Origin of the sequence: Mesorhizobium sp. WSM4983 (genome assembly GCF_029625765.1) — a bacterium.
In the GTDB taxonomy this organism is placed as follows: Bacteria; Pseudomonadota; Alphaproteobacteria; order Rhizobiales; family Rhizobiaceae; genus Mesorhizobium.
In genome coordinates this window covers 82768-101432 of record NZ_JARTVM010000006.1, presented here as the reverse complement: position 1 = coordinate 101432, position 18665 = coordinate 82768, and the positions used below count along the sequence as shown (strand labels likewise).

Here is an 18665-nt window from a genome sequence, read left to right as displayed (position 1 = left end):
TCAACCCAGTATGCCCGGCAGGTTGAGCTGGTGCTCCTTCGCGCACTCGATGGCGATGTCGTAACCGGCATCGGCGTGACGCATGACGCCGGTCGCCGGGTCGTTCCACAGCACGCGCTCCAGGCGCCTGGCCGCGTCAGGCGTTCCGTCGGCGACGATCACCATGCCGGCATGCTGCGAGAAGCCCATGCCGACGCCGCCGCCGTGATGCAGCGAGACCCAGGTGGCGCCGGACGCGGTGTTGAGCAGCGCGTTGAGCAGCGGCCAGTCGGAAATGGCGTCGGAGCCATCCTTCATCGCCTCGGTCTCGCGGTTCGGCGAGGCGACCGAGCCGGAATCGAGATGGTCGCGGCCGATGACGACCGGCGCCTTGAGCTCACCCTTGGCCACCATTTCGTTGAAGGCGAGCCCCAATCGATGTCGGTCGCCAAGCCCGACCCAGCAGATGCGCGCCGGCAGGCCCTGGAAGGAGATGCGCTCGCGCGCCATGTCGAGCCAATTGTGCAGATGCGTGTTGCCGGGGGTGAGTTCGCGCACCTTGGCGTCCGTCTTGTAGATATCTTCCGGATCGCCCGAGAGCGCAGCCCAGCGAAACGGGCCGATGCCGCGACAGAACAGCGGACGGATGTAAGCTGGCACGAAGCCGGGGAAGGCGAAGGCATTCTCGAAACCCTCGTCCTTGGCGACCTGGCGGATGTTGTTGCCGTAGTCGAGCGTCGGCACGCCGGCGTTCCAGAACGCCACCATCGCCTCGACATGCTCCCGCATCGACGCGCGCGCCGCCTTCTCCACTGCCTTCGGATCGCTGACGCGCTTCTCGCGCCATTCGGCCATGGTCCAGCCCTTGGGCAGATAGCCGTTGATCGGGTCATGCGCCGAGGTCTGGTCGGTGAGGATATCGGGGCGGATGCCGCGCCTGAACATCTCCGGCACGATCTCGGCGGCATTGCCGAGCAGGCCGACGGACTTCGCCTCGCCGGCCTTGGTCCAGCGCTCGATCATTCCCATCGCCTCGTCGAGCGTCTCGGCCTTCTCGTCGAGGTAGCGAGTGCGCAAGCGGAAGTCGATCGAGTCCGGATTGCATTCGATGGCGAGGCAGGAGGCGCCGGCCATGACGGCGGCCAGAGGCTGGGCGCCGCCCATGCCGCCGAGGCCGGCGGTCAGGATCCACTTGCCCTTGAGATTGCCGCCATAGTGCTGGCGGCCGGCCTCGACGAAGGTCTCGTAGGTGCCCTGAACGATGCCTTGCGTGCCGATATAGATCCAGGAACCGGCCGTCATCTGGCCGTACATCATCAGGCCCTTCCTATCGAGCTCGTTGAATTTTTCCCAGGTCGCCCAGTGCGGCACGATGTTGGAATTGGCGATCAAGACGCGCGGCGCGTCCTTGTGGGTGCGGAAGACGCCGACCGGCTTGCCCGACTGCACCAAGAGCGTCTCGTCCTCGCCGAGCGTCTTCAGTGACGCGGCGATGCGGTCGAAATCGTTCCAGGTGCGCGCCGCCCGGCCGATGCCGCCATAGACCACGAGCTCGTTCGGGTTCTCGGCGACCTCCGGATCGAGATTGTTCATCAGCATGCGCAGCGGCGCCTCGGTCGTCCAATAGCGGGCGTTGAGCTTGTCGCCGCGCGGCGCGCGGACTTCACGGATGTTGTGGCGAGGGTCGGTCATGTCGGCAGTTCCCTTTCGATCAGGTGCGGCGGGAGCGTCAGCGCGCGGCCCAGGCAATCGCGGTTTCGAGAATGGTTTTCAGCGTGGCGCGGATCGGCGCCGCGTAGGTTGGGTCGTAAGGCACCGGCCAGTTGTCTGGCGCGCCCTTTTCCGACGGCTCGCGCATATAGCCGCGGTTCGAGAGCTCCATCTGCAGCGCATGGACGCCGCTCTGCGGCCGGCCGAAACTTCTGGTGATCCAGCCGCCCTTGAAGCGCCCATTGACCACCCAGGACTGGCTGCTCGCCGCGAGGATGGCGGCCACCTTTTCCTGCAGGGATGGTTCGGTGCTCTTGCCGTCATTGGTGCCGAGATTGAACACCGGCAGCGTGCCTTCGAACAGGCGCGGCAGCACCGAGCGAATTGAATGGCAGTCATAGAGCACGATCTTCTCGTGCATGCCGCGCAGACGGTCGATCTCAGCCTGCAGGGCGGCATGGTAAGGCGCGAAGTAAGTCTCGCGGCGCAGGTCGATCTCGGACGGCGTCGGCTCCTCGCCCATGCGGTAGAGCGGATCGCCATCAAACGTGTCGGTGGGGCAGAGCGTGGTCGTCGCCTGTCCAGGATAAAGCGAGACGCCGGAGGGGTCGCGGTTGACGTCGATGACGGTGCGCGAGATGGCGGTGTGGACGACCGTGGCGCCAAGATCGTTCGCGAAGTCGTACAGCTTGTCGATCCACCAGTCGCAGTCGCGGCGGCCGAGCCACGGCGAGACCAACCGGCTGTCGAGGCCCGCAAGATCTATGCCGGTGTGCGGGATCGAGACCAGCAGCGGCGCCGTACCGCGTGTGATGGTGAGCCAGGGCGTGGTCATTGGAGCTCTCCACGGGTTGGAGCTCTACGGCGTCCCCCTCTGTCCTGCCGGACATCTCCCCCACGAGGGGGGAGATCAGATATCACGCCGGCTTTCGCCAATCGTCCACGTTGCAAGAAGGAGCGGGGCGCCAAAGTTGCCAATCTCCCCCCTTGTGGGGGAGATGTCCGGCAGGACAGAGGGGGGCGTGAAGGATCGCGACCTATCAGAGCATTCAATCTCATGACGCAATCCCCGGCAGCGCCACCGCAGCCGCCGCCTTAACCGCCGCGCCGCTGCGGACCAGGGCGATCGCCTTTTCCATGTCGGGATGGAAATGCCGGTCGTTGTCGAGATGCGGCACCTCGGCTCGGACCAGCTTGCGCACCGTTTCCAGCGCTTCGCTCGAAGCGAGCGGGGCATGGAAATCGCAGCCTTGCGCGGCTGCCAACAGCTCGATGCCGATGACGGCCGTTGCATTCTCGATCATGCCGAGCAGGCGGCGCGCGCCGTGGGCAGCCATCGAGACATGGTCTTCCTGGTTGGCCGAGGTCGGGATGGAATCGACGCTCGCCGGATAGGCCTTCTGCTTGTTTTCCGAAACGAGCGCCGCCGCCGTCACCTGCGGGATCATGAAACCGGAATTGAGGCCAGGCTTCGGCGTCAGGAAAGCCGGCATGCCGGAGAGCGCCGGATCGACCAGCATGGCGATGCGGCGCTCAGACAGCGAGCCGATCTCGCAGACGGCAAGCGCGATCATGTCGGCGGCAAAGGCCACCGGCTCGGCGTGAAAATTGCCGCCCGAGAGCGCGGTGTCGTCCTCGGCGAAGATCAGCGGGTTGTCGGTGACGCCGTTGGCTTCGGTCTCCAGCGTGTCGGCCGCCTTGCGCAGGACGTCGAGCGCGGCGCCCATCACCTGCGGCTGGCAGCGCAGGCAGTATGGATCCTGCACGCGCTCGTCACCGACGCGGTGCGATTCACGAATGGCGCTGCCGGCCATCAGATTGCGCAACGCGTCCGCGGTCTCGATCTGGCCGCGATGCTTGCGCAACAGATGGATGCGCGGATCGAAAGGCGCGTCGGAGCCGCGGGCAGCATCGGTCGACAGCGCGCCGGCGACCAGCGCCGACTGGTAGAGCGTCTCTGCTTCGAACAAGGCGGCGAGCGCGAAGGCGGTCGAGAACTGGGTGCCGTTGAGCAGCGCCAGGCCTTCCTTGGCGCCGAGCGTGACCGGTTCCAGCCCATGCGAGACGAAGGCGACCTTGGCCGGGAAGCGACCATGCGGGGTAAAACATTCACCGACGCCGATCATGACGGCCGTCATATGCGCGAGCGGCGCAAGGTCGCCCGAGGCGCCGACAGAACCTTGCGCCGGCACCACCGGGATGACGTCGTTGGCGAGCATCCCCTGGAGCAGGTCGATGGTCTCGGCGCGCACGCCGGAAGCGCCCTGGGCGAGGCTCGCCAGCTTCAACGCCATCATCAGCCGCACCACGGGGGCCGGCATCGGTTCGCCGACGCCCGCGGCGTGGGAAAGCACGATGTTACGTTGCAGCGTTTCAAGATCGTTTGCCGGAATGCGAACGCTGGCGAGCTTACCGAAGCCGGTGTTGATGCCGTAGACCGGCTCGCCTTTGGCGACGATGCGGGCGACGGCTTCGGCGCTGGCCTTGATCTTCGGCCGGCAGGCATCGTCGAGCTTCGGCACGGCGCCGCGATAGATGGCGCGCCAGTCGGCAAGCGTTGCGCTGCCGGGCTTCAGGATCAGTTCGGTCATTGTCCTCTCCAGATGCGGGCATGGAGCGGATTGAAGCCCATGCGGTAGACAAGTTCGGCCGGACGCTCGATGTCCCAGACGGCAAGGTCGGCCGATTTGCCGGCTTCCAGCGTGCCGGTCCTGTCGAGAAGCCCCAGCGCACGCGCGGCCTCGCGGGTGACGCCGGCGAGGCATTCGTCGACGGTCAGGCCAAAGAGCGTCGCGGCCATGTTCATGGTGAGCAGCAGCGAGGTGAGCGGCGAGGTGCCGGGATTGGAGTCGGTGGCGACCGCCATCTTCACGCCGTGGCGGCGGAAGAGATCGACCGGCGGCCTCTTGGTCTCGCGGATGAAATAGTAGGCGCCGGGCAGGATGGTCGCGACGGTGCCGGATCCGGCCATCGCCGCGGCGCCCTCCTCATCGGTGTATTCCAGGTGATCAGCCGACAGCGCGCCGTAGCGCGCGGCAAGCGCGGCGCCATGCAGGTTGGACAACTGGTCGGCGTGAAGCTTCACCGGCAGGCCAAGCGCTTTCGCCTTATCGAAGACGCGCGCGATCTGTTCCGGTGAGAAGGCAATGCCCTCGCAAAAACCGTCGACGGCGTCCGCGAGCTTTTCGGCGGCAACCGCCGGGAGGATCGTGCCGGCGACGAGATCGATGAAAGCGTCCTTGTCGCCCCTGGCTTCAGGCGGCAGCGCATGGGCGGCGAGACAGGTCGTACGGATCGTGACGGAGCGCTCACCGGCCAGACGGCGCGCGGCGCGCAGCGACTTTTTTTCATTGTCGGCATCGAGGCCGTAGCCGGACTTGACCTCGACGGTCGTCACGCCCTCGGCCATCAGCGCGTCGAGGCGGGGCAGCGTCTGTGAGACGAGCTCGTCTTCGCTCGCGGCGCGCAGCGACTTGACCGAGGAAACGATGCCACCCCCTGCCCTCGCCACCTCCTCATACGTGGCGCCGGCCAAGCGCATCTCGAATTCGTTGGCGCGGTTGCCTGCATAGACAAGGTGGGTGTGGCAATCGATCAGGCCAGGGGTGATCCAGCGGCCCTGGCAATCGACCGTTTCGGCGCCCTGCCCGGCGGCTGCCGGCAGGTCGGCCTCCGATCCGGCATAGACGATCAGCCCGTCGCGCGCGGCGATCGCACCTTTCTCGACGATGCCGAGACCGGCAGCACCCTCGGCCATAGTCGCCAGGCGCGCATTGCGCCACAGACGAAGGCCGCTCTTTCCGTTTGCTCCACCCATCATCTTTTCCATTTGAAAGGATAACGATTATGTATATACATATTGAAACGCGACGCAAGTGTTAATGTCGCTCGGGCATTCGGATTGGGAGTTTGGACGTGACGGCGATCTTTGCGGAACAGGCGCTGCTGCCCGGCGGTTGGCGGGGCAATGTGAGGATCGCTTTCGACGGCGGCCGTATCTCTGAAGTCGAAGCGGGCTCTTCGGCACACGCCGGCGACGAACGCCACGCCATCGTCCTGCCCGGCATGCCCAACCTGCATAGCCACGCCTTCCAGCGCGGCATGGCGGGGCTTGCCGAACTGCGCGGTCCCTCGGCCGACAGTTTCTGGAGCTGGCGCGAGGTGATGTACCGCTTCGCGCTGTCGATGACGCCGGACCAGGTCGAGGCGGTCGCGGCGCAGCTTTATGTGGAGATGCTGGAAGCCGGGTTTTCGCGCGTCGGCGAGTTTCACTATCTGCATCACGACCGCGACGGGCAGCCTTACGCCAACATCGCCGAGATGGCGGAGCGGATCGCGGCTGCCGCCGCCGACACCGGCATCGGACTGACGCTGCTGCCGGTCTTCTATGCCCATTCGGCCTTCGGCGGCGCTGCTCCCAACGAAGGCCAGCGGCGATTCATCAATGATGTCGGACGCTTCGAACGTCTGCTTGAGAAAACTCGCGAAGGCGTTCGCTCGCTGGAGCAAGCCGTCGTCGGCGTCGCGCCGCACAGCCTGCGCGCCGCAACGCCGGACGAACTCAACGCGGTTGCAGCAATGGCGCCGAACGGGCCGATCCACATCCATGTCGCCGAGCAGGTGAAGGAAATCGAGGACTGCATCGCCTGGTCAGGCAAGCGTCCGGTCGAGTTGCTGCTCGGACATGCTGAGGTGGACAGGCGCTGGTGCCTGATCCACGCCACGCATATGACCGAGGCCGAGACGATCGCCATGGCCAAGAGCGGCGCCGTCGCTGGGCTGTGCCCCGTCACCGAAGCCAATCTCGGCGACGGCACTTTCGCCGCCCCCTCGTTCATCGAACATGGCGGCCGCTTCGGGATCGGCTCCGACTCCAATGTGCTGATCGGCCTGCCGGACGAGCTTCGGCAGCTCGAATATTCGCAGCGCCTTGCCCACCGCGCTCGCAATGTGCTGGCGCGCGCCGGCGGCTCTACCGGCCGCGCGCTGTTCGATGCCGCGCTCGATGGCGGCAGCATCGCGCTCGGCGCCGGCCCCTCAACTCTCGCCGTAGGCAGGCCCGCCGATTTCGTCTCGCTCGACGCCGGTCATCCCTCGCTTGCCGGCAAGGCGGGCGATGCCATCCTAGACGCCTGGATCTTTGCCAATGGCGGCAAGGTCGATTGTGTCTGGGTGCATGGCAAGAAGCAAGTGAGCGGCGGCAGGCATGTCAAACGCGAGGCGGTCGCCGGGCGCTTCCGCAAAGTGATGATGGCGCTTTCCGAGGGCTGATCCCGATGAGCATGACCGAAACGGCAGAGATGGAAGACGGCGAGACCCTGTCGCTGCACCAGCGGATCCTGTCCGACATCCGGGAAAAAATCCTGTCGGGTGCATGGGCGCCCGGCCACCGCATCCCGTTCGAGCACGAGCTGACGGCTCAGTATGATTGTTCGCGCATGACTGTGAACAAGGCGCTGTCGCAGCTCGCGAAGGCGGGGTTGATCGAGCGCCGCCGCCGCTCGGGCAGCTTCGTGCGCCAGCCGCAGTCGCAGGCGGCGGTGCTGGAACTGCACGACATCAGGATCGAGGTCGAGGCGCTTGGCCTGCCCTATCGTTATGAACGGCTGGAGCGCATGAAACGACGCGGCAATGCCGAGGATCGGTCGCTGCTTGGGCTATCTGCCACGGGTCCAGTGCTTTGGCTGGAGGGGCTGCATTTTGCCGGCGAACGGCCATTCGCGCTCGAGCAGCGCCTGATCAATCTTTCGGCGGTGGGCGAGGCCAGCGAGGAAGAATTTCTCGACATCGCGCCCGGCCCCTGGCTGATCGGCCGCGTGCCGTGGAGCGAGGCCGAGCACCGTATCCGCGCCATGGCGGCTGACGAAACTATCGCCGACACGCTCGACATCGATCCCGGTGCGCCCTGCCTGGTGGTCGAGCGCCGCACCTGGAGCGCCGAGCATCCGGTCACGCATGTGCGCTTCATCTATCCGGCGGAAAGCCACACGCTTGTGGCGCGGTTCACGCCTTCGCAGGGATGAGCAATCTTCCCCTCGCGGGCCCACGAGGGGAAGATTGGCGGATCCAGCGCCTTACAGCGCCGCCGTGATAATGATCTCGACCAGATATTCCGGGGTGGCGAGCTTGGCTTCGCCGGTGGCGCGGGCGGGCGTGTGGCCTTGCGGCACCCACTTGTCCCACTCCGAATTCATCTCGGCGAAGGTGCCCATGTCGGCCAGCCAGATGATCGCCTGCACGATCTTGGTCTTGTCGGTGCCAGCCTTGGCCAGCAATTCGTCGATGGTCTTCAGGATGTCGCGAGTCTGCGAGGCGACGTTGCCGCCGGGCTCACCGACTTGGCCGGCCAGATAGACAGTGTTGCCGTGAATGACGATCTGGCTCATGCGCGGGCCGACATCGATACGACGAATGCTCATGGGAGGTTCCTTCTTTCTAGGGTCGCGCCTGTTTAGAGTTCGTGCCGGCTCCGGGCAAGGCCGACCGGCGCGAAACCGATTGAGCCAATTTATCGGCTCCGGACCGCTTCCGTGTACACGGCGAGTTGACCGATCTGGACACAATTCTGCCGAACCGGCATGTTGACTAATGTAATAACATCACATATCGACGAGTGCTCTCGAATTCGTGTCCGATCCGGAACGCCTGATGACAAATGCCTGCCTGACCTTCCGCGACCTGACGCTCGGTTACAACAGCCATCCGGCCATTCATCACCTCAACGGCACGGTCCGAAAAGGCTCGCTGACTGCCGTTGTCGGCGCCAACGGCTCGGGCAAGTCGACGCTGATGAAGGGCATTGTCGGCGTGCTGAAGCCGATGGAGGGCACGGTTGTCCGCGCGCCCGGCGTGCGCACCGCTTATCTGCCGCAGCAGTCGGAGCTCGACCGCAGCTTCCCGGCGCGGGTGGTCGACCTTGTCTCGCTTGGCCTGTGGCCGAAGCGCGGCATGCTCGGCCGCTACACCAAAGAGGATCGCGAGTCGGTCAGCAAGGCGCTGATGGCGGTCGGGCTCGGCGGCTTCGAGAAGCGGCCGATCGACACGCTCTCCGGGGGTCAGCTGCAGCGCACGTTGTTTGCCCGCGTGCTGTTGCAGGATGCCGACCTCATCCTGCTCGACGAGCCGTTCAATGCCGTCGACGCCAAGACCGTCGGCGACCTCATCCAGCTGATAAAGCGCTGGCATGGCGAGGAGCGCACGATCATGGTGGTCGTCCACGACCTCGATCTCGTGCGGCGGAATTTTCCCGAGACGCTGCTGCTCGCCCGCCAGCCTGTCGCCTGGGGCGACACAAAACAGACGCTCAGGCCTGAAAACCTGCTCAAGGCGCGGCGTTTTCACGAGGCCTGGGAAGAGAACGCGCCCTGGTGCGAGCCCGATGACCATGGCCATGACCACGAACATCATGACCACGCGCACGCGCATGATCATCATCACGGCCATGGCTCCGGACCGAGGGCGGCGTGATGGAGTTTCTCTACGGCCTGTTCATCCAGCCCTTCGCCGATTTCGCCTTCATGCAACGGGCGCTGTTCGGCTCGCTGATGCTGTCGCTCGGCGCCTGCCCGGTCGGCGTCTTCCTGATGCTCAGGCGCATGAGCCTGTCGGGCGACGCAATGGCGCACGCCATCCTGCCCGGCGCCGCCGCGGGCTTCCTGTTCTATGGCCTCGAGATCCTGCCGATGACCGTCGGCGGGCTGATCGCCGGCATCATCGTCGCGCTCGGCGCAGGGGCGGTTTCGCGCTTCACCATCCAGCGCGAGGACGCCTCGATGGCGGCCTTCTATCTGATCTCGCTCGCCATCGGCGTGCTTATGGTGTCGATCCGCGGCTCGAGCGTCGACCTGATGCATGTGCTGTTCGGCACCGTGCTGGCGCTCAACAACGAGGCGCTGATCCTGATCTGCGGCATCGTGGTTGTGACGCTCGCCTGCCTCGCCATCTTCTGGCGGGCGCTGGTCGCCGAATGCCTCGATCCGCTGTTCCTGCGCTCGGTGAGCCGCATGGGCAGCCCGGTCCATTTCATCTTTCTTGGGCTGGTCGTGCTCAACCTCGTCGGCGGTTTCCAGGCGCTGGGCACGCTGCTCTCGGTCGGGCTGATGATGCTGCCGGCCGCCGCCGCCCGCTTCTGGACGGTTCGCGTCGAGCCGATGTGCGCGCTGGCGGTGCTGATCGGCTTTGCCTCCTGCATAGCCGGACTGCTTTTGTCCTATCACGCCTCACTGCCGTCCGGCCCGGCTATCATCCTTTCGGCCGGCGTCGTTTATTTCTGCTCGATCCTGTTCGGCACGCGCGGCGCGCTGCGCGCCCGTATCGTGCATCACCGCCACCGCACAGCTTAATCCCCAAGCAAGGAGACTCTTCCCAATGTTGAAATCCTTCCGCGCCGCCCTGGCGCTGAGCGTTATAACATTAAGCGCTTTCGCCACATCGTCCGCTTTTGCGGCGCCGCTCAAGGTGGTGGCGAGCTTCACGGTGATCGCTGACTTTGCGAAAAATGTCGGCGGCGACCGCGTCAACATCACCACCATCGTCGGCCCGGACGGCGACGCGCATGTCTACGAGCCGACCCCCGCCGATGCGGTGGCGATGGCCGGCGCCGATGTCGTGCTGGTCAACGGTCTGCATTTCGAAGGCTTTTTGCAGCGCCTGGTCGACACCAGCGCCACCAAGGCGACGATCGTGACGCTGACCAAGGGCGTGACGCCGATCGCCTTCAAGCCGGAATTCGCCGATGCCGACGCGGCCGAAGGCGCCGGCACCGGCGGCGGCAAGACGGTCAACGACCCGCACGCCTTCCAGTCGATTGCCAATGCCAAGATCTACGTGAAGAATATCGCCGATGCATTCTGCGCCGCCGATAGCGCGGGCTGCGACAGCTACAAGGCCAATGCCGCCGCTTACACGCAGAAGCTCGACGCGTTGGAGGGCGAAGTGACCGCGGCGATCCAGGCGATCCCCGAGGCCAAGCGCGTCGTCATCACCTCGCACGACGCCTTCGGCTATTTCGAGCATGCATACGGCCTGACCTTCCTTGCTCCGCAAGGCATCTCGACCGATTCCGAGCCTTCGGCCGCCGACGTGGCCAAGCTGGTCAACCAGGTCAAGCAGGACAAGGCGGCGGCGATCTTCATCGAGAACATCACCAACCCCAGGCTCATCGAGCAGATCGCCAGTGAGACCGGCATCAAGGTCGGCGGCACGCTCTATTCCGATGCGCTGTCGCCGCCCGACGGCCCGGCCTCGACCTATATCGACATGATGCACAACAACATCGAGCAGTTCAAAGGCGCGCTGCTCGGAAGCTAAGCGGCATCACCCAACCGGGCTAAAATCGGCCCGGTTGGATTTTCCGCCCCGCACTCTCTATTTGGCAGAGAGATCCGGTGCTACGGATTGCCGCTAATGCCGCGCGGTGGCATGACTGCGGCCAAGGATTGCGAGGACGACGCTATGGAATACCGCCAGATCAGCGAAGACTATTCGGTCTCGGGGCAGATCCAGCCCGAGGACATCGTTGCCATCAAGGACGCCGGCTTCAAGAGCGTCATCTGCAACCGGCCGGACGACGAGCAGCCCGGCCAGCCCTCTGCCGACAGCGTCAAGACGGCCGCGGAAGCTGCGGGGCTCGCCTTCCGCTACATCCCGGTGATCAGCGGCCAGCTCACCATGGACAATGTCGAGGATCAGGCCGAGGCGCTCGACGAGCTCGAAGGCCCGGTCTTCGCCTATTGCCGCTCCGGCGCGCGCTGCACCAACCTCTATGGGCTGATCCAGCAGCAGCGGGGGTGAAAGCTTGCGCATTGGCGAGAGCCAATTCCGCAGGTTCCCGTTCCGTCGCCGCCGCATCCAACAAAGATCTCGGCAAACTAAATCGGCAGCGCGCCGGTCTCTTTCAGCGTTTCCAGCACGATCGCTGTCTTGACGTGCTGCACCGATTCATGCGGCAGCAGCACGCGGTTGACGAACTCGGAAAGCGATTTGAGATCGGGCGTCACCACCTTCAGGATGTAATCCATCTCGCCGGTCAGCGCGTGCGCTTCCTGCACCTCGGGTAGCCGCGCCACCAGCTCGCCGAAGCGGCGGGCATTGTCGCGGTTGTGGGTGGCCAAGGTCACCGAAATCACATTGACCAGCGAAAAGCCGAGACGGTCGCGGTCGAGCACGGCGCGATAGCCCCTGATATAGCCATCTTCCTCCAGCCGCTGGCGGCGGCGCGAGCATTGCGAGGCCGACAGGTTCACACGCTCCGAAAGGTCGTTGTTGGTGAGCCGCGCATCGCCCTGCAGGAGCGCCAGTATCTTGCGGTCAAATTGATCAAGGCGCGCATCATCCATGATTTTCTCCCCAATCATGCACAATCTGCGCACATGATGGGCATTCCAGGCGGTTGAATGCAAGCACCATGCAGCCGTCCAGCGTTATTATAGTGAAAGCTGGCCAAGCACGGCCTTAACAGCTTTCGGAGGACTGCCATGGGCCCCTTCCCGCATGACGCCCCGCCCGCCAAGATCAGCAAGGCGAATCCCGCCGGCACCGACGGCTTCGAATTCGTCGAGTTCGCGCATTCAGACCCGGCAAAACTCGCCGAGCTCTTCGCCCGCATGGGCTATGTCGCGGTGGCGAAGCACCGCACCAAGGACATCACCGTCTGGCGCCAGGGCGACATCAACTATGTCGTCAATGCCGAGCCAGGCTCGCATGCGATGAAATTCGTCGAAAAGCACGGCCCCTGCGCCGCCTCGATGGCGTGGCGCGTGGTCGATGCCAAGCATGCCTTCGACCATGCCGTGTCGAAGGGTGCTGTGCCCTATGAGGGCACCGACAAGGCGCTCGACGCGCCGGCGATCGTCGGCATCGGCGGATCGCTCCTCTATTTCATCGAAACCTATGGCGACAAGGGCTCGGCTTACGATGCCGAGTTCGAGTGGCTGGGCGAGCGCAATTCGAAACCCGAAGGCGTCGGCTTCTACTATCTCGACCACCTGACCCACAATGTCTATCGCGGCAACATGGACAAGTGGTGGGATTTCTACCGTGACCTGTTCGGCTTCAAGCAGATCCATTTCTTCGACATCGACGGCAGGATCACCGGACTGGTCAGCCGGGCGATCACCTCGCCCTGCGGCAAGATTCGCATTCCGCTCAACGAGTCCAAGGACGAAACCAGCCAGATCGCCGAGTATTTGAAGAAGTACAATGGCGAGGGCATCCAGCACATCGCCGTCGGTACGGACGCGATCTACGATGCCACCGACAAGCTCGCCGCCAACGGGCTGAAGTTCATGCCCGGCCCGCCCGACACCTATTACGAGATGTCGCATGAGCGCGTGCACGGCCATGACGAGCCGATCGAGCGCATGAAGAAGCACGGCATCCTGATCGACGGCGAAGGCGTCGTCGACGGCGGTATGACCAAGATCTTGCTGCAGATCTTCTCGAAGACGGTGATCGGGCCGATCTTCTTCGAATTTATCCAAAGGAAGGGCGACGAAGGTTTTGGCGAAGGGAATTTCCGCGCGCTGTTCGAATCGATCGAGCAGGACCAGATCAAGCGTGGCGTGATCAAGCTGGATGGCAGGGCGGCGTAGTCAGCCGAAAGACCAAGCCGCCGGCTACTCTAAAGGCCGGCGGCCTTCCTCAGAATTTCGTTGATTCGGCTCTGCCAGCCGGGCCCGCTGGCACGGAAACGAGCAACCACATCGCTGTCGAGGCGCAGCGTTACCTGCTTCTTCGGATTGTCGAGTGCCGGCCGACCACGTGAGCGGCGAATGCTTTCGGCAAGGTCCGGAAACACGTCGGCGAAGGGACGAGCATTCCGAAAATCCTCCTCGGTCCATTCGGGATTGTCCGAAACCGCATCCCAATCTTCCTCGGTGAATCCCTTGCCTGACTTGAATCCGTTGTCCAGCTTTGTAGTGTTCAGCTTAGCTTTCGCCATCGAACAATCTCCTTTCCGTCTGGTTGGCCGCCCGCATTGAAATAACCGAGATGCCTTCGGAGCCAAGCCGGGAAAAGACCACTGCAACAACGCCGCCGCCGACTACCCGACCAATCGCCATGAAACGGCCGGATTTGGCCGCCCGGATCGCCGAGGCAAGGAAAAACTCCTCGTCTAGCGCCGCGAAATCCAAGCCGTGTTTGTCAATGTTGGCCAACCGTTTAGGTTCATCCCAGACGATCTGCATCTGAATTTATGTACCTACATGAATTAAGTCAATAATTTTCGTAACTACAATAATTCCCGAAGCGTTCTCACTTGTTCACAACCCAAGCCGCTCGACCTCGTCCTTCCTGAGCTTAATGTCGTAATCGAGCAAGAACTCATCCAATTGCGGCGGTGCAACCGAGGTGCCCGACAGCATCGCGTGCACTTGGCCGCGATGGTGGATGTCGTGCAGGAAGACATGGGCGAGGATGTCGCCGATCCTTTCGGGGATCATGCCGTCCTCGCGGCGGTCGGTGATGACGCGGCGGTCGAGATCTGCCTCCGACAGGCCGTCGCAGAAGGCGACAAGCCTGCGGTCAAAATCGGTCTGTGTAGCGGCCAGGCTTGACGCATCGTCAAACGGTATGAAGTCGTCATAGGCCGCAGCACCGAGGCCGCCACCGGTCAGAAAATCGAGATAGAGACAATCGACCGCAAGGATGTGGTTGAGCGTCTCCTTGATCGAGGGAAAGAAACTGGTTCGACCGGCCTCGAACTCGCCGGGCTGAAGCTCCAGCACGGCGCGGTAGAGCCGGTCGTTCGACCACAAATTGTTGCGCGCCATCCGGCGCAGGTGCTCGAGCAAGGTCACCCTTTCAGGTTCCTCTCTCCCCCTCGTATTTCTCGACCTTCTGCTCGATGGCGCCGAAGATCGAATGGCCGGCCTTGTCCTTCATCTCGATCCGCACCGTGTCGCCGAAGCGCAGGAACGGTGTCTTCGGCTCGCCGCTCTCGATGGTCTCGATCATGCGCAGTTCGGCGATGCACGAATAGCCGGCGCCGCCTGCCGCGACCGGCTTGCCTGGCCCATCATTCAGCTTATTGGAGACGGTGCCGGAGCCGATGATGGCGCCGGCGGCGAGCGGCCGCGTTTTCGCGGCATGCACGATCAAGGCCGGGAAATCGAAGGTCATGTCGATGCCGGCATTGGCACGGCCGAACGGTTTGCCGTTGAGATCGGCGAGCAGCGGCAGGCTGACCTTGCCGCCGTCCCAGGCATCACCAAGCTCGTCCGGCGTCACCGCGACCGGCGAGAAAGCAGAAGACGGCTTCGACTGGAAGAAGCCGAAGCCCTTTGCCAGTTCCGGCCCCGTGATGGCGCGAAGCGTCACATCATTGACCAGCATGACGAGGCGGATGGCCTCGCGTGCCTCGCCCAGCCCGGCGCCCATCGGCACATCGCCAACGATGACGGCAACTTCCGCCTCCATGTCGATGCCGAAGGCTTCGTCGGCCATGCGGATCGGATCGCGCGGCGCAAGGAAGGAGTCCGAGCCGCCCTGGTAGATCAGCGGATCGGTCCAGAAACTCGCCGGCATCTCGGCGCCGCGTGCCTTCCGCACCAGCTCGACATGGTTCACATAGGCGGAGCCGTCCGCCCATTGATAGGCGCGCGGCAGCGGCGAATGGGCGTCATGCTCGTGAAAGCGGGCCGAGGGCACCGCGTTGGTCTCGAGCGATTCCGCCATCGCCGCCAGATGCGGCGCCAAGCGCTCCCAATTGTCGAGCGCAGCCTGCAGCGTCGGCACCAGGAAAGAAGCGTCGGTGAACCGCGTCAGATCGCGCGAGACCACGACCAGTTTTCCGTCGCGCGTCCCGTTCTTCAAAGTGGCAAGCTTCATGCGGTTTCCTCTCCTCGCGGGCTTCGCGCCGCTCGTCCCACAACAAGGCCGTGGCGAGTGATCGTCAAGCCACCCGCCGATGTTTTCCTGACTCTGACCTCACCAATCAGGGCCAGTCGCCTTCCGGCGTGCCATTGAAGCGCTTCTTCAGGTCGGCCCAGCAGTCGATGTAGTTCTCCTGCAAGGTTTCGAGCTCGGCGGCGTAGCGCGTCAGCATCTGCGGAAAGCGCGTCTCGAACATGAAGGCCATGGTGTTGTCGAGCTTGACCGGTTTCAGGTCGGCGCGGGAGGCCTTCTCAAAGCCGGAGGCGTCGGGTCCGTGCGCCAGCATCTGGTTATGCAGGCTGATGCCGCCGGGGACAAAACCTTCCTCCTTGGCATCGTACTGGCCGTGGATCAGGCCCATGAACTCGCTCATGATGTTGCGGTGGTACCAGGGCGGCCGAAAAGTGTTTTCCGCCACCAGCCAGCGCGGCGGGAAGATGACGAAGTCGACATTGGCGGTGCCCTCCTCGCCGCTCGGCGCCGTCAGCACGGTGAAGATCGACGGGTCAGGGTGATCGAACAGGATGGCGCCGACCGGCGAAAACGTCGCCAGATCATATTTATAGGGCGCGTAGTTGCCGTGCCAGGCGACGACGTCGAGCGGCGAATGGCCGAGCTCAGTGACGTGGAAAGTGCCGCACCATTTGACGATCAGCCGGCATGGCGTCTCCTTCTCCTCGAACCAGGCGCAGGGGGTCTTGAAGTCGCGCGGATTGGCTAGGCAATTGGCGCCGATCGGGCCGCGGTCGGGCATGGTGAATTTTGCCCCGTAGTTCTCGCAAACATAGCCGCGCGCCTGACTGTCGGCGAGCTCGACCTTGAAGACGAGGCCCCGCGGCAGCACCGCGATCTCGCCGGGGCGAAGCTCGATGACGCCCATCTCGGTGACAAAGCGCAGCGTGCCGACCTGCGGCACGATCATGAGCTCGCCGTCGGCATTGAAGAAATGGTCGTCGACCATCGAGCGGTTGGCGACATAGACATGCGCCGCCATGCCGGACTGGCCGACCGCGTCGCCGGCGGTGGTCATGGTGCGCATGCCGGAGATGAAGTCGGTCGGCTCGGTCGGGATCGGAACAGGGTTCCATCGGTATTGGCCGAGCGCCAGCTCGTGGTCGCCGACGTTGGGCGCCGTCTTCCACATGGGATAGCTCGCGCCCTTGAAGCGGCCGGTGTGTTTCACGCTGGGACGGATGCGGTAAAGCCAGGAGCGCTCGTTGGTGCCGCGCGGCGCGGTGAAGGGCGAGCCCGAAAGCTGCTCGGCATAGAGCCCGTAGGCCGGCCGCTGCGGCGAGTTGCGGCCCTGCGGCAGCGATCCCGGCAGCGTCTCGGTCTCAAAATCATTGCCGAAGCCCGGCATATAGGAAAAGGCCATCCGATCCTCCCTGATCCCGGGCTGCCGCCCTCAGCGTTGAGGAAGGCTTTCCGGTGATGTTGACCAAACTGGTTTCATTTGTAACCATCGAAAATGTAACTATCAACGCCGAACCCCGCATCGATGGTGCGCCAAATGAAACCGGAAATTCTCGAGCTAGAAAACTTCCTGCCCTACCGGCTCTACCGGCTGGCCGACACCGTGAGCCGCGAATTCTCGCGCATCTACAAGGAGCGCCACGGTCTGACGCGGCCGGAATGGCGCACGCTCTCAGGCCTCGGGCAGCGCGGGATGATGACGGCGACGGAACTCGGCGAGCAGTCGGCCATGCACAAGACCAAGGTGTCGCGCGCGGTCGCCGAGCTCGAACGCCGGCGCTGGCTGACAAGAGCGCCGGACGAGAACGACCGCCGCGTCGAGCATCTGACGCTGACCAAGGCGGGGCTCGCCGCTTACCGGGAAATGGTGCCGCTGGCGAAGGCGTTTGAAAGGGAGCTGCTGGCGAGGCTGAGCGAGGAAGAGAGAGCGGCGATTGTCAGGGGGGTGGCAGCACTGGAAGAGGCTTTATCTTCTTCGTAGCGATCCTTCACACCCCCTCTGTCCGGCAGGCCAAAGAGGGAGCTGTCCCGCAGCATTGCCAGGATGCTGCTTCAACCAAACCCTACCAGTCCATCACCACTTTGCCGGAACTGCCGCTGCGCATCGCATCGAACCCAACCTGGAAATCGTCGATGCCGATGCGATGCGTGATCAGACCCGAGACATCCAGCGGCCCCTGCACCAGGGCGATCATCTTGTACCAGGTCTCGAACATCTCGCGGCCGTAGATGCCTTTGAGATGCAGCATCTTGAAGATGACCTTGTTCCAGTCGATCTCGAAGCCGGTGGGAGCGATGCCGAGGATGGCGATCTTGCCGCCATTGTTCATGGTGTCAATCATGTCGCGGAAGGCTGGCGCGGCGCCCGACATCTCCAGCCCGACGTCGAAACCTTCGGTCATGCCGAGTGCCGGCATCACGTCGCGCAGCTTCTCCTTCGAGGCGTCGACCACATGCTGGACGCCGAGCTTGCGCGCCAGTTCCAGCCGGACCGGGTTGATGTCGGTGATGACGACTTTCCGCGCGCCGACGCATTGCGCGACCAGCGCGCCCATGATGCCGATCGGGCCGGCGCCGGTGACCAGCACATCCTCGCCGACCAGGTCGAAGGACAGTGCGGTGTGGACGGCGTTGCCTAATGGATCAAAGATCGCCGCGATCTCGTCCGGCACGTCGTCGGGGATCGGCACGACATTGTGCTGTGGGATCGCTACATACTCGCCGAAGGCGCCGGGCCGGTTGACGCCGACGCCGAGCGTGTTGCGGCAGAGATGCCCTCGCCCCGCGCGGCAGTTGCGGCAGTGGCCGCAGACGATGTGACCCTCGCCCGAGACGCGCTGTCCGACCTTGTATTCGGTGACGGCCGCGCCGAAATCCGCGACGGTGCCGACAAATTCATGGCCGGTCACCATCGGCACCGGCACGGTCTTCTGCGCCCACTGGTCCCAATTGTAGATGTGGACGTCGGTGCCGCAGATCGCGGTCTTCCTGACCTTGATCAGCACGTCGTTGGGGCCGATTTCCGGCACCGGCACTTCTTCCATCCAGATGCCCGGCTCGGCCTTGGCCTTCACCAGCGCCTTCATCATGTTGGACATCGAACACTCTCCAGAAAATCTTCCCTGTCC

At 64.0% G+C, this 18665-nt stretch carries 20 protein-coding genes; 8 read left to right on the top strand and 12 right to left on the bottom strand.

What is annotated here, in order from left to right; translation table 11 throughout:
- The 4 genes from hutU to hutI form a co-directional block, all read right to left on the bottom strand.
- Window positions 1-1671, bottom strand: a complete 1671-nt coding sequence (hutU, locus tag P9254_RS18220) for a urocanate hydratase (RefSeq protein ID WP_278056028.1) — start codon at window positions 1669-1671, stop codon at window positions 1-3.
- Between the two features lie 37 nt (window positions 1672-1708).
- The gene (hutG, locus tag P9254_RS18215; protein WP_067329862.1) at window positions 1709-2524 is read right to left on the bottom strand and encodes an N-formylglutamate deformylase; all 816 of its coding nucleotides are present in this window, start codon (window positions 2522-2524) and stop codon (window positions 1709-1711) included.
- A gap of 220 nt (window positions 2525-2744) precedes the next feature.
- Window positions 2745-4280 (bottom strand): histidine ammonia-lyase, encoded by a 1536-nt coding sequence (gene hutH, locus P9254_RS18210; protein ID WP_095801232.1) that lies wholly within the window; start codon window positions 4278-4280, stop codon window positions 2745-2747.
- On the bottom strand, window positions 4277-5506 hold the full coding sequence (hutI, locus tag P9254_RS18205; protein WP_278056029.1) for an imidazolonepropionase: 1230 nt from the start codon (window positions 5504-5506) through the stop codon (window positions 4277-4279). The genes hutH and hutI overlap by 4 nt, the downstream gene beginning before the upstream one ends.
- Before the next feature lie 98 nt (window positions 5507-5604).
- Between hutI and P9254_RS18200 the strand changes: the two genes are divergently transcribed.
- Together P9254_RS18200 and hutC are read left to right on the top strand one after the other, a co-directional pair.
- Complete coding sequence (locus P9254_RS18200) at window positions 5605-6960, top strand: formimidoylglutamate deiminase (protein ID WP_095824868.1); 1356 nt, start codon at window positions 5605-5607, stop codon at window positions 6958-6960.
- A 5-nt stretch (window positions 6961-6965) separates the two neighbouring features.
- On the top strand, window positions 6966-7712 hold the full coding sequence (gene hutC / locus P9254_RS18195) for a histidine utilization repressor (RefSeq protein WP_095824772.1): 747 nt from the start codon (window positions 6966-6968) through the stop codon (window positions 7710-7712).
- A gap of 51 nt (window positions 7713-7763) precedes the next feature.
- On the opposite strand, the gene P9254_RS18190 is transcribed toward hutC, so the two are convergent.
- Window positions 7764-8108, bottom strand: a complete 345-nt coding sequence (locus P9254_RS18190; RefSeq protein ID WP_095778583.1) for a RidA family protein — start codon at window positions 8106-8108, stop codon at window positions 7764-7766.
- Between the two features lie 229 nt (window positions 8109-8337).
- Between P9254_RS18190 and aztA the strand changes: the two genes are divergently transcribed.
- The 4 genes from aztA (at window position 8338) to P9254_RS18170 (ending at window position 11481) form a co-directional block, all read left to right on the top strand.
- The gene (gene aztA, locus P9254_RS18185; RefSeq protein WP_067330176.1) at window positions 8338-9156 is read left to right on the top strand and encodes a zinc ABC transporter ATP-binding protein AztA; all 819 of its coding nucleotides are present in this window, start codon (window positions 8338-8340) and stop codon (window positions 9154-9156) included.
- Entirely contained in the window at window positions 9156-10031 is an 876-nt protein-coding gene (gene aztB, locus P9254_RS18180) for a zinc ABC transporter permease AztB (RefSeq protein WP_067000522.1), read from the top strand. Before aztA ends, aztB begins: the two co-directional genes overlap by 1 nt.
- A 25-nt stretch (window positions 10032-10056) precedes the next feature.
- Window positions 10057-10998, top strand: a complete 942-nt coding sequence (aztC, locus tag P9254_RS18175) for a zinc ABC transporter substrate-binding protein AztC (protein WP_127215372.1) — start codon at window positions 10057-10059, stop codon at window positions 10996-10998.
- A gap of 144 nt (window positions 10999-11142) precedes the next feature.
- Complete coding sequence (locus P9254_RS18170; protein WP_278056096.1) at window positions 11143-11481, top strand: TIGR01244 family sulfur transferase; 339 nt, start codon at window positions 11143-11145, stop codon at window positions 11479-11481.
- A 77-nt stretch (window positions 11482-11558) separates the two neighbouring features.
- Here the strand turns inward: P9254_RS18170 and P9254_RS18165 are convergent, their stop codons facing one another.
- Window positions 11559-12026 (bottom strand): Lrp/AsnC family transcriptional regulator, encoded by a 468-nt coding sequence (locus tag P9254_RS18165; protein WP_278056030.1) that lies wholly within the window; start codon window positions 12024-12026, stop codon window positions 11559-11561.
- Between the two features lie 138 nt (window positions 12027-12164).
- Here P9254_RS18165 and hppD point away from each other — a divergent pair, with 138 nt between their 5' ends.
- Entirely contained in the window at window positions 12165-13280 is a 1116-nt protein-coding gene (gene hppD, locus P9254_RS18160; protein ID WP_278054840.1) for a 4-hydroxyphenylpyruvate dioxygenase, read from the top strand.
- Between the two features lie 29 nt (window positions 13281-13309).
- On the opposite strand, the gene P9254_RS18155 is transcribed toward hppD, so the two are convergent.
- The 5 genes from P9254_RS18155 to hmgA all read right to left on the bottom strand — a co-directional run bounded on the left by P9254_RS18155 (window position 13310) and on the right by hmgA (window position 16939).
- On the bottom strand, window positions 13310-13630 hold the full coding sequence (locus P9254_RS18155) for a BrnA antitoxin family protein (protein WP_095801227.1): 321 nt from the start codon (window positions 13628-13630) through the stop codon (window positions 13310-13312).
- Window positions 13617-13877, bottom strand: coding sequence for a BrnT family toxin (locus tag P9254_RS18150; RefSeq protein ID WP_095783194.1), 261 nt, complete (start codon window positions 13875-13877; stop codon window positions 13617-13619). The genes P9254_RS18155 and P9254_RS18150 overlap by 14 nt, the downstream gene beginning before the upstream one ends.
- Window positions 13878-13952: 75 nt before the next feature.
- Window positions 13953-14489, bottom strand: a complete 537-nt coding sequence (locus tag P9254_RS18145; protein ID WP_127246895.1) for a DinB family protein — start codon at window positions 14487-14489, stop codon at window positions 13953-13955.
- Window positions 14490-14493: 4 nt separating this feature from the next.
- Window positions 14494-15519 (bottom strand): fumarylacetoacetate hydrolase family protein, encoded by a 1026-nt coding sequence (locus P9254_RS18140; RefSeq protein WP_278056031.1) that lies wholly within the window; start codon window positions 15517-15519, stop codon window positions 14494-14496.
- 106 nt (window positions 15520-15625) lie between these two features.
- On the bottom strand, window positions 15626-16939 hold the full coding sequence (hmgA, locus tag P9254_RS18135; RefSeq protein WP_095801224.1) for a homogentisate 1,2-dioxygenase: 1314 nt from the start codon (window positions 16937-16939) through the stop codon (window positions 15626-15628).
- A 135-nt stretch (window positions 16940-17074) separates the two neighbouring features.
- Between hmgA and P9254_RS18130 the strand changes: the two genes are divergently transcribed.
- Entirely contained in the window at window positions 17075-17518 is a 444-nt protein-coding gene (locus P9254_RS18130) for a MarR family winged helix-turn-helix transcriptional regulator (RefSeq protein WP_164746692.1), read from the top strand.
- A gap of 82 nt (window positions 17519-17600) precedes the next feature.
- Here P9254_RS18130 and tdh read toward each other — a convergent pair whose 3' ends face one another.
- On the bottom strand, window positions 17601-18635 hold the full coding sequence (gene tdh, locus P9254_RS18125) for an L-threonine 3-dehydrogenase (RefSeq protein ID WP_067000502.1): 1035 nt from the start codon (window positions 18633-18635) through the stop codon (window positions 17601-17603).
- Between the last annotated feature and the right edge of the window lie 30 nt (window positions 18636-18665).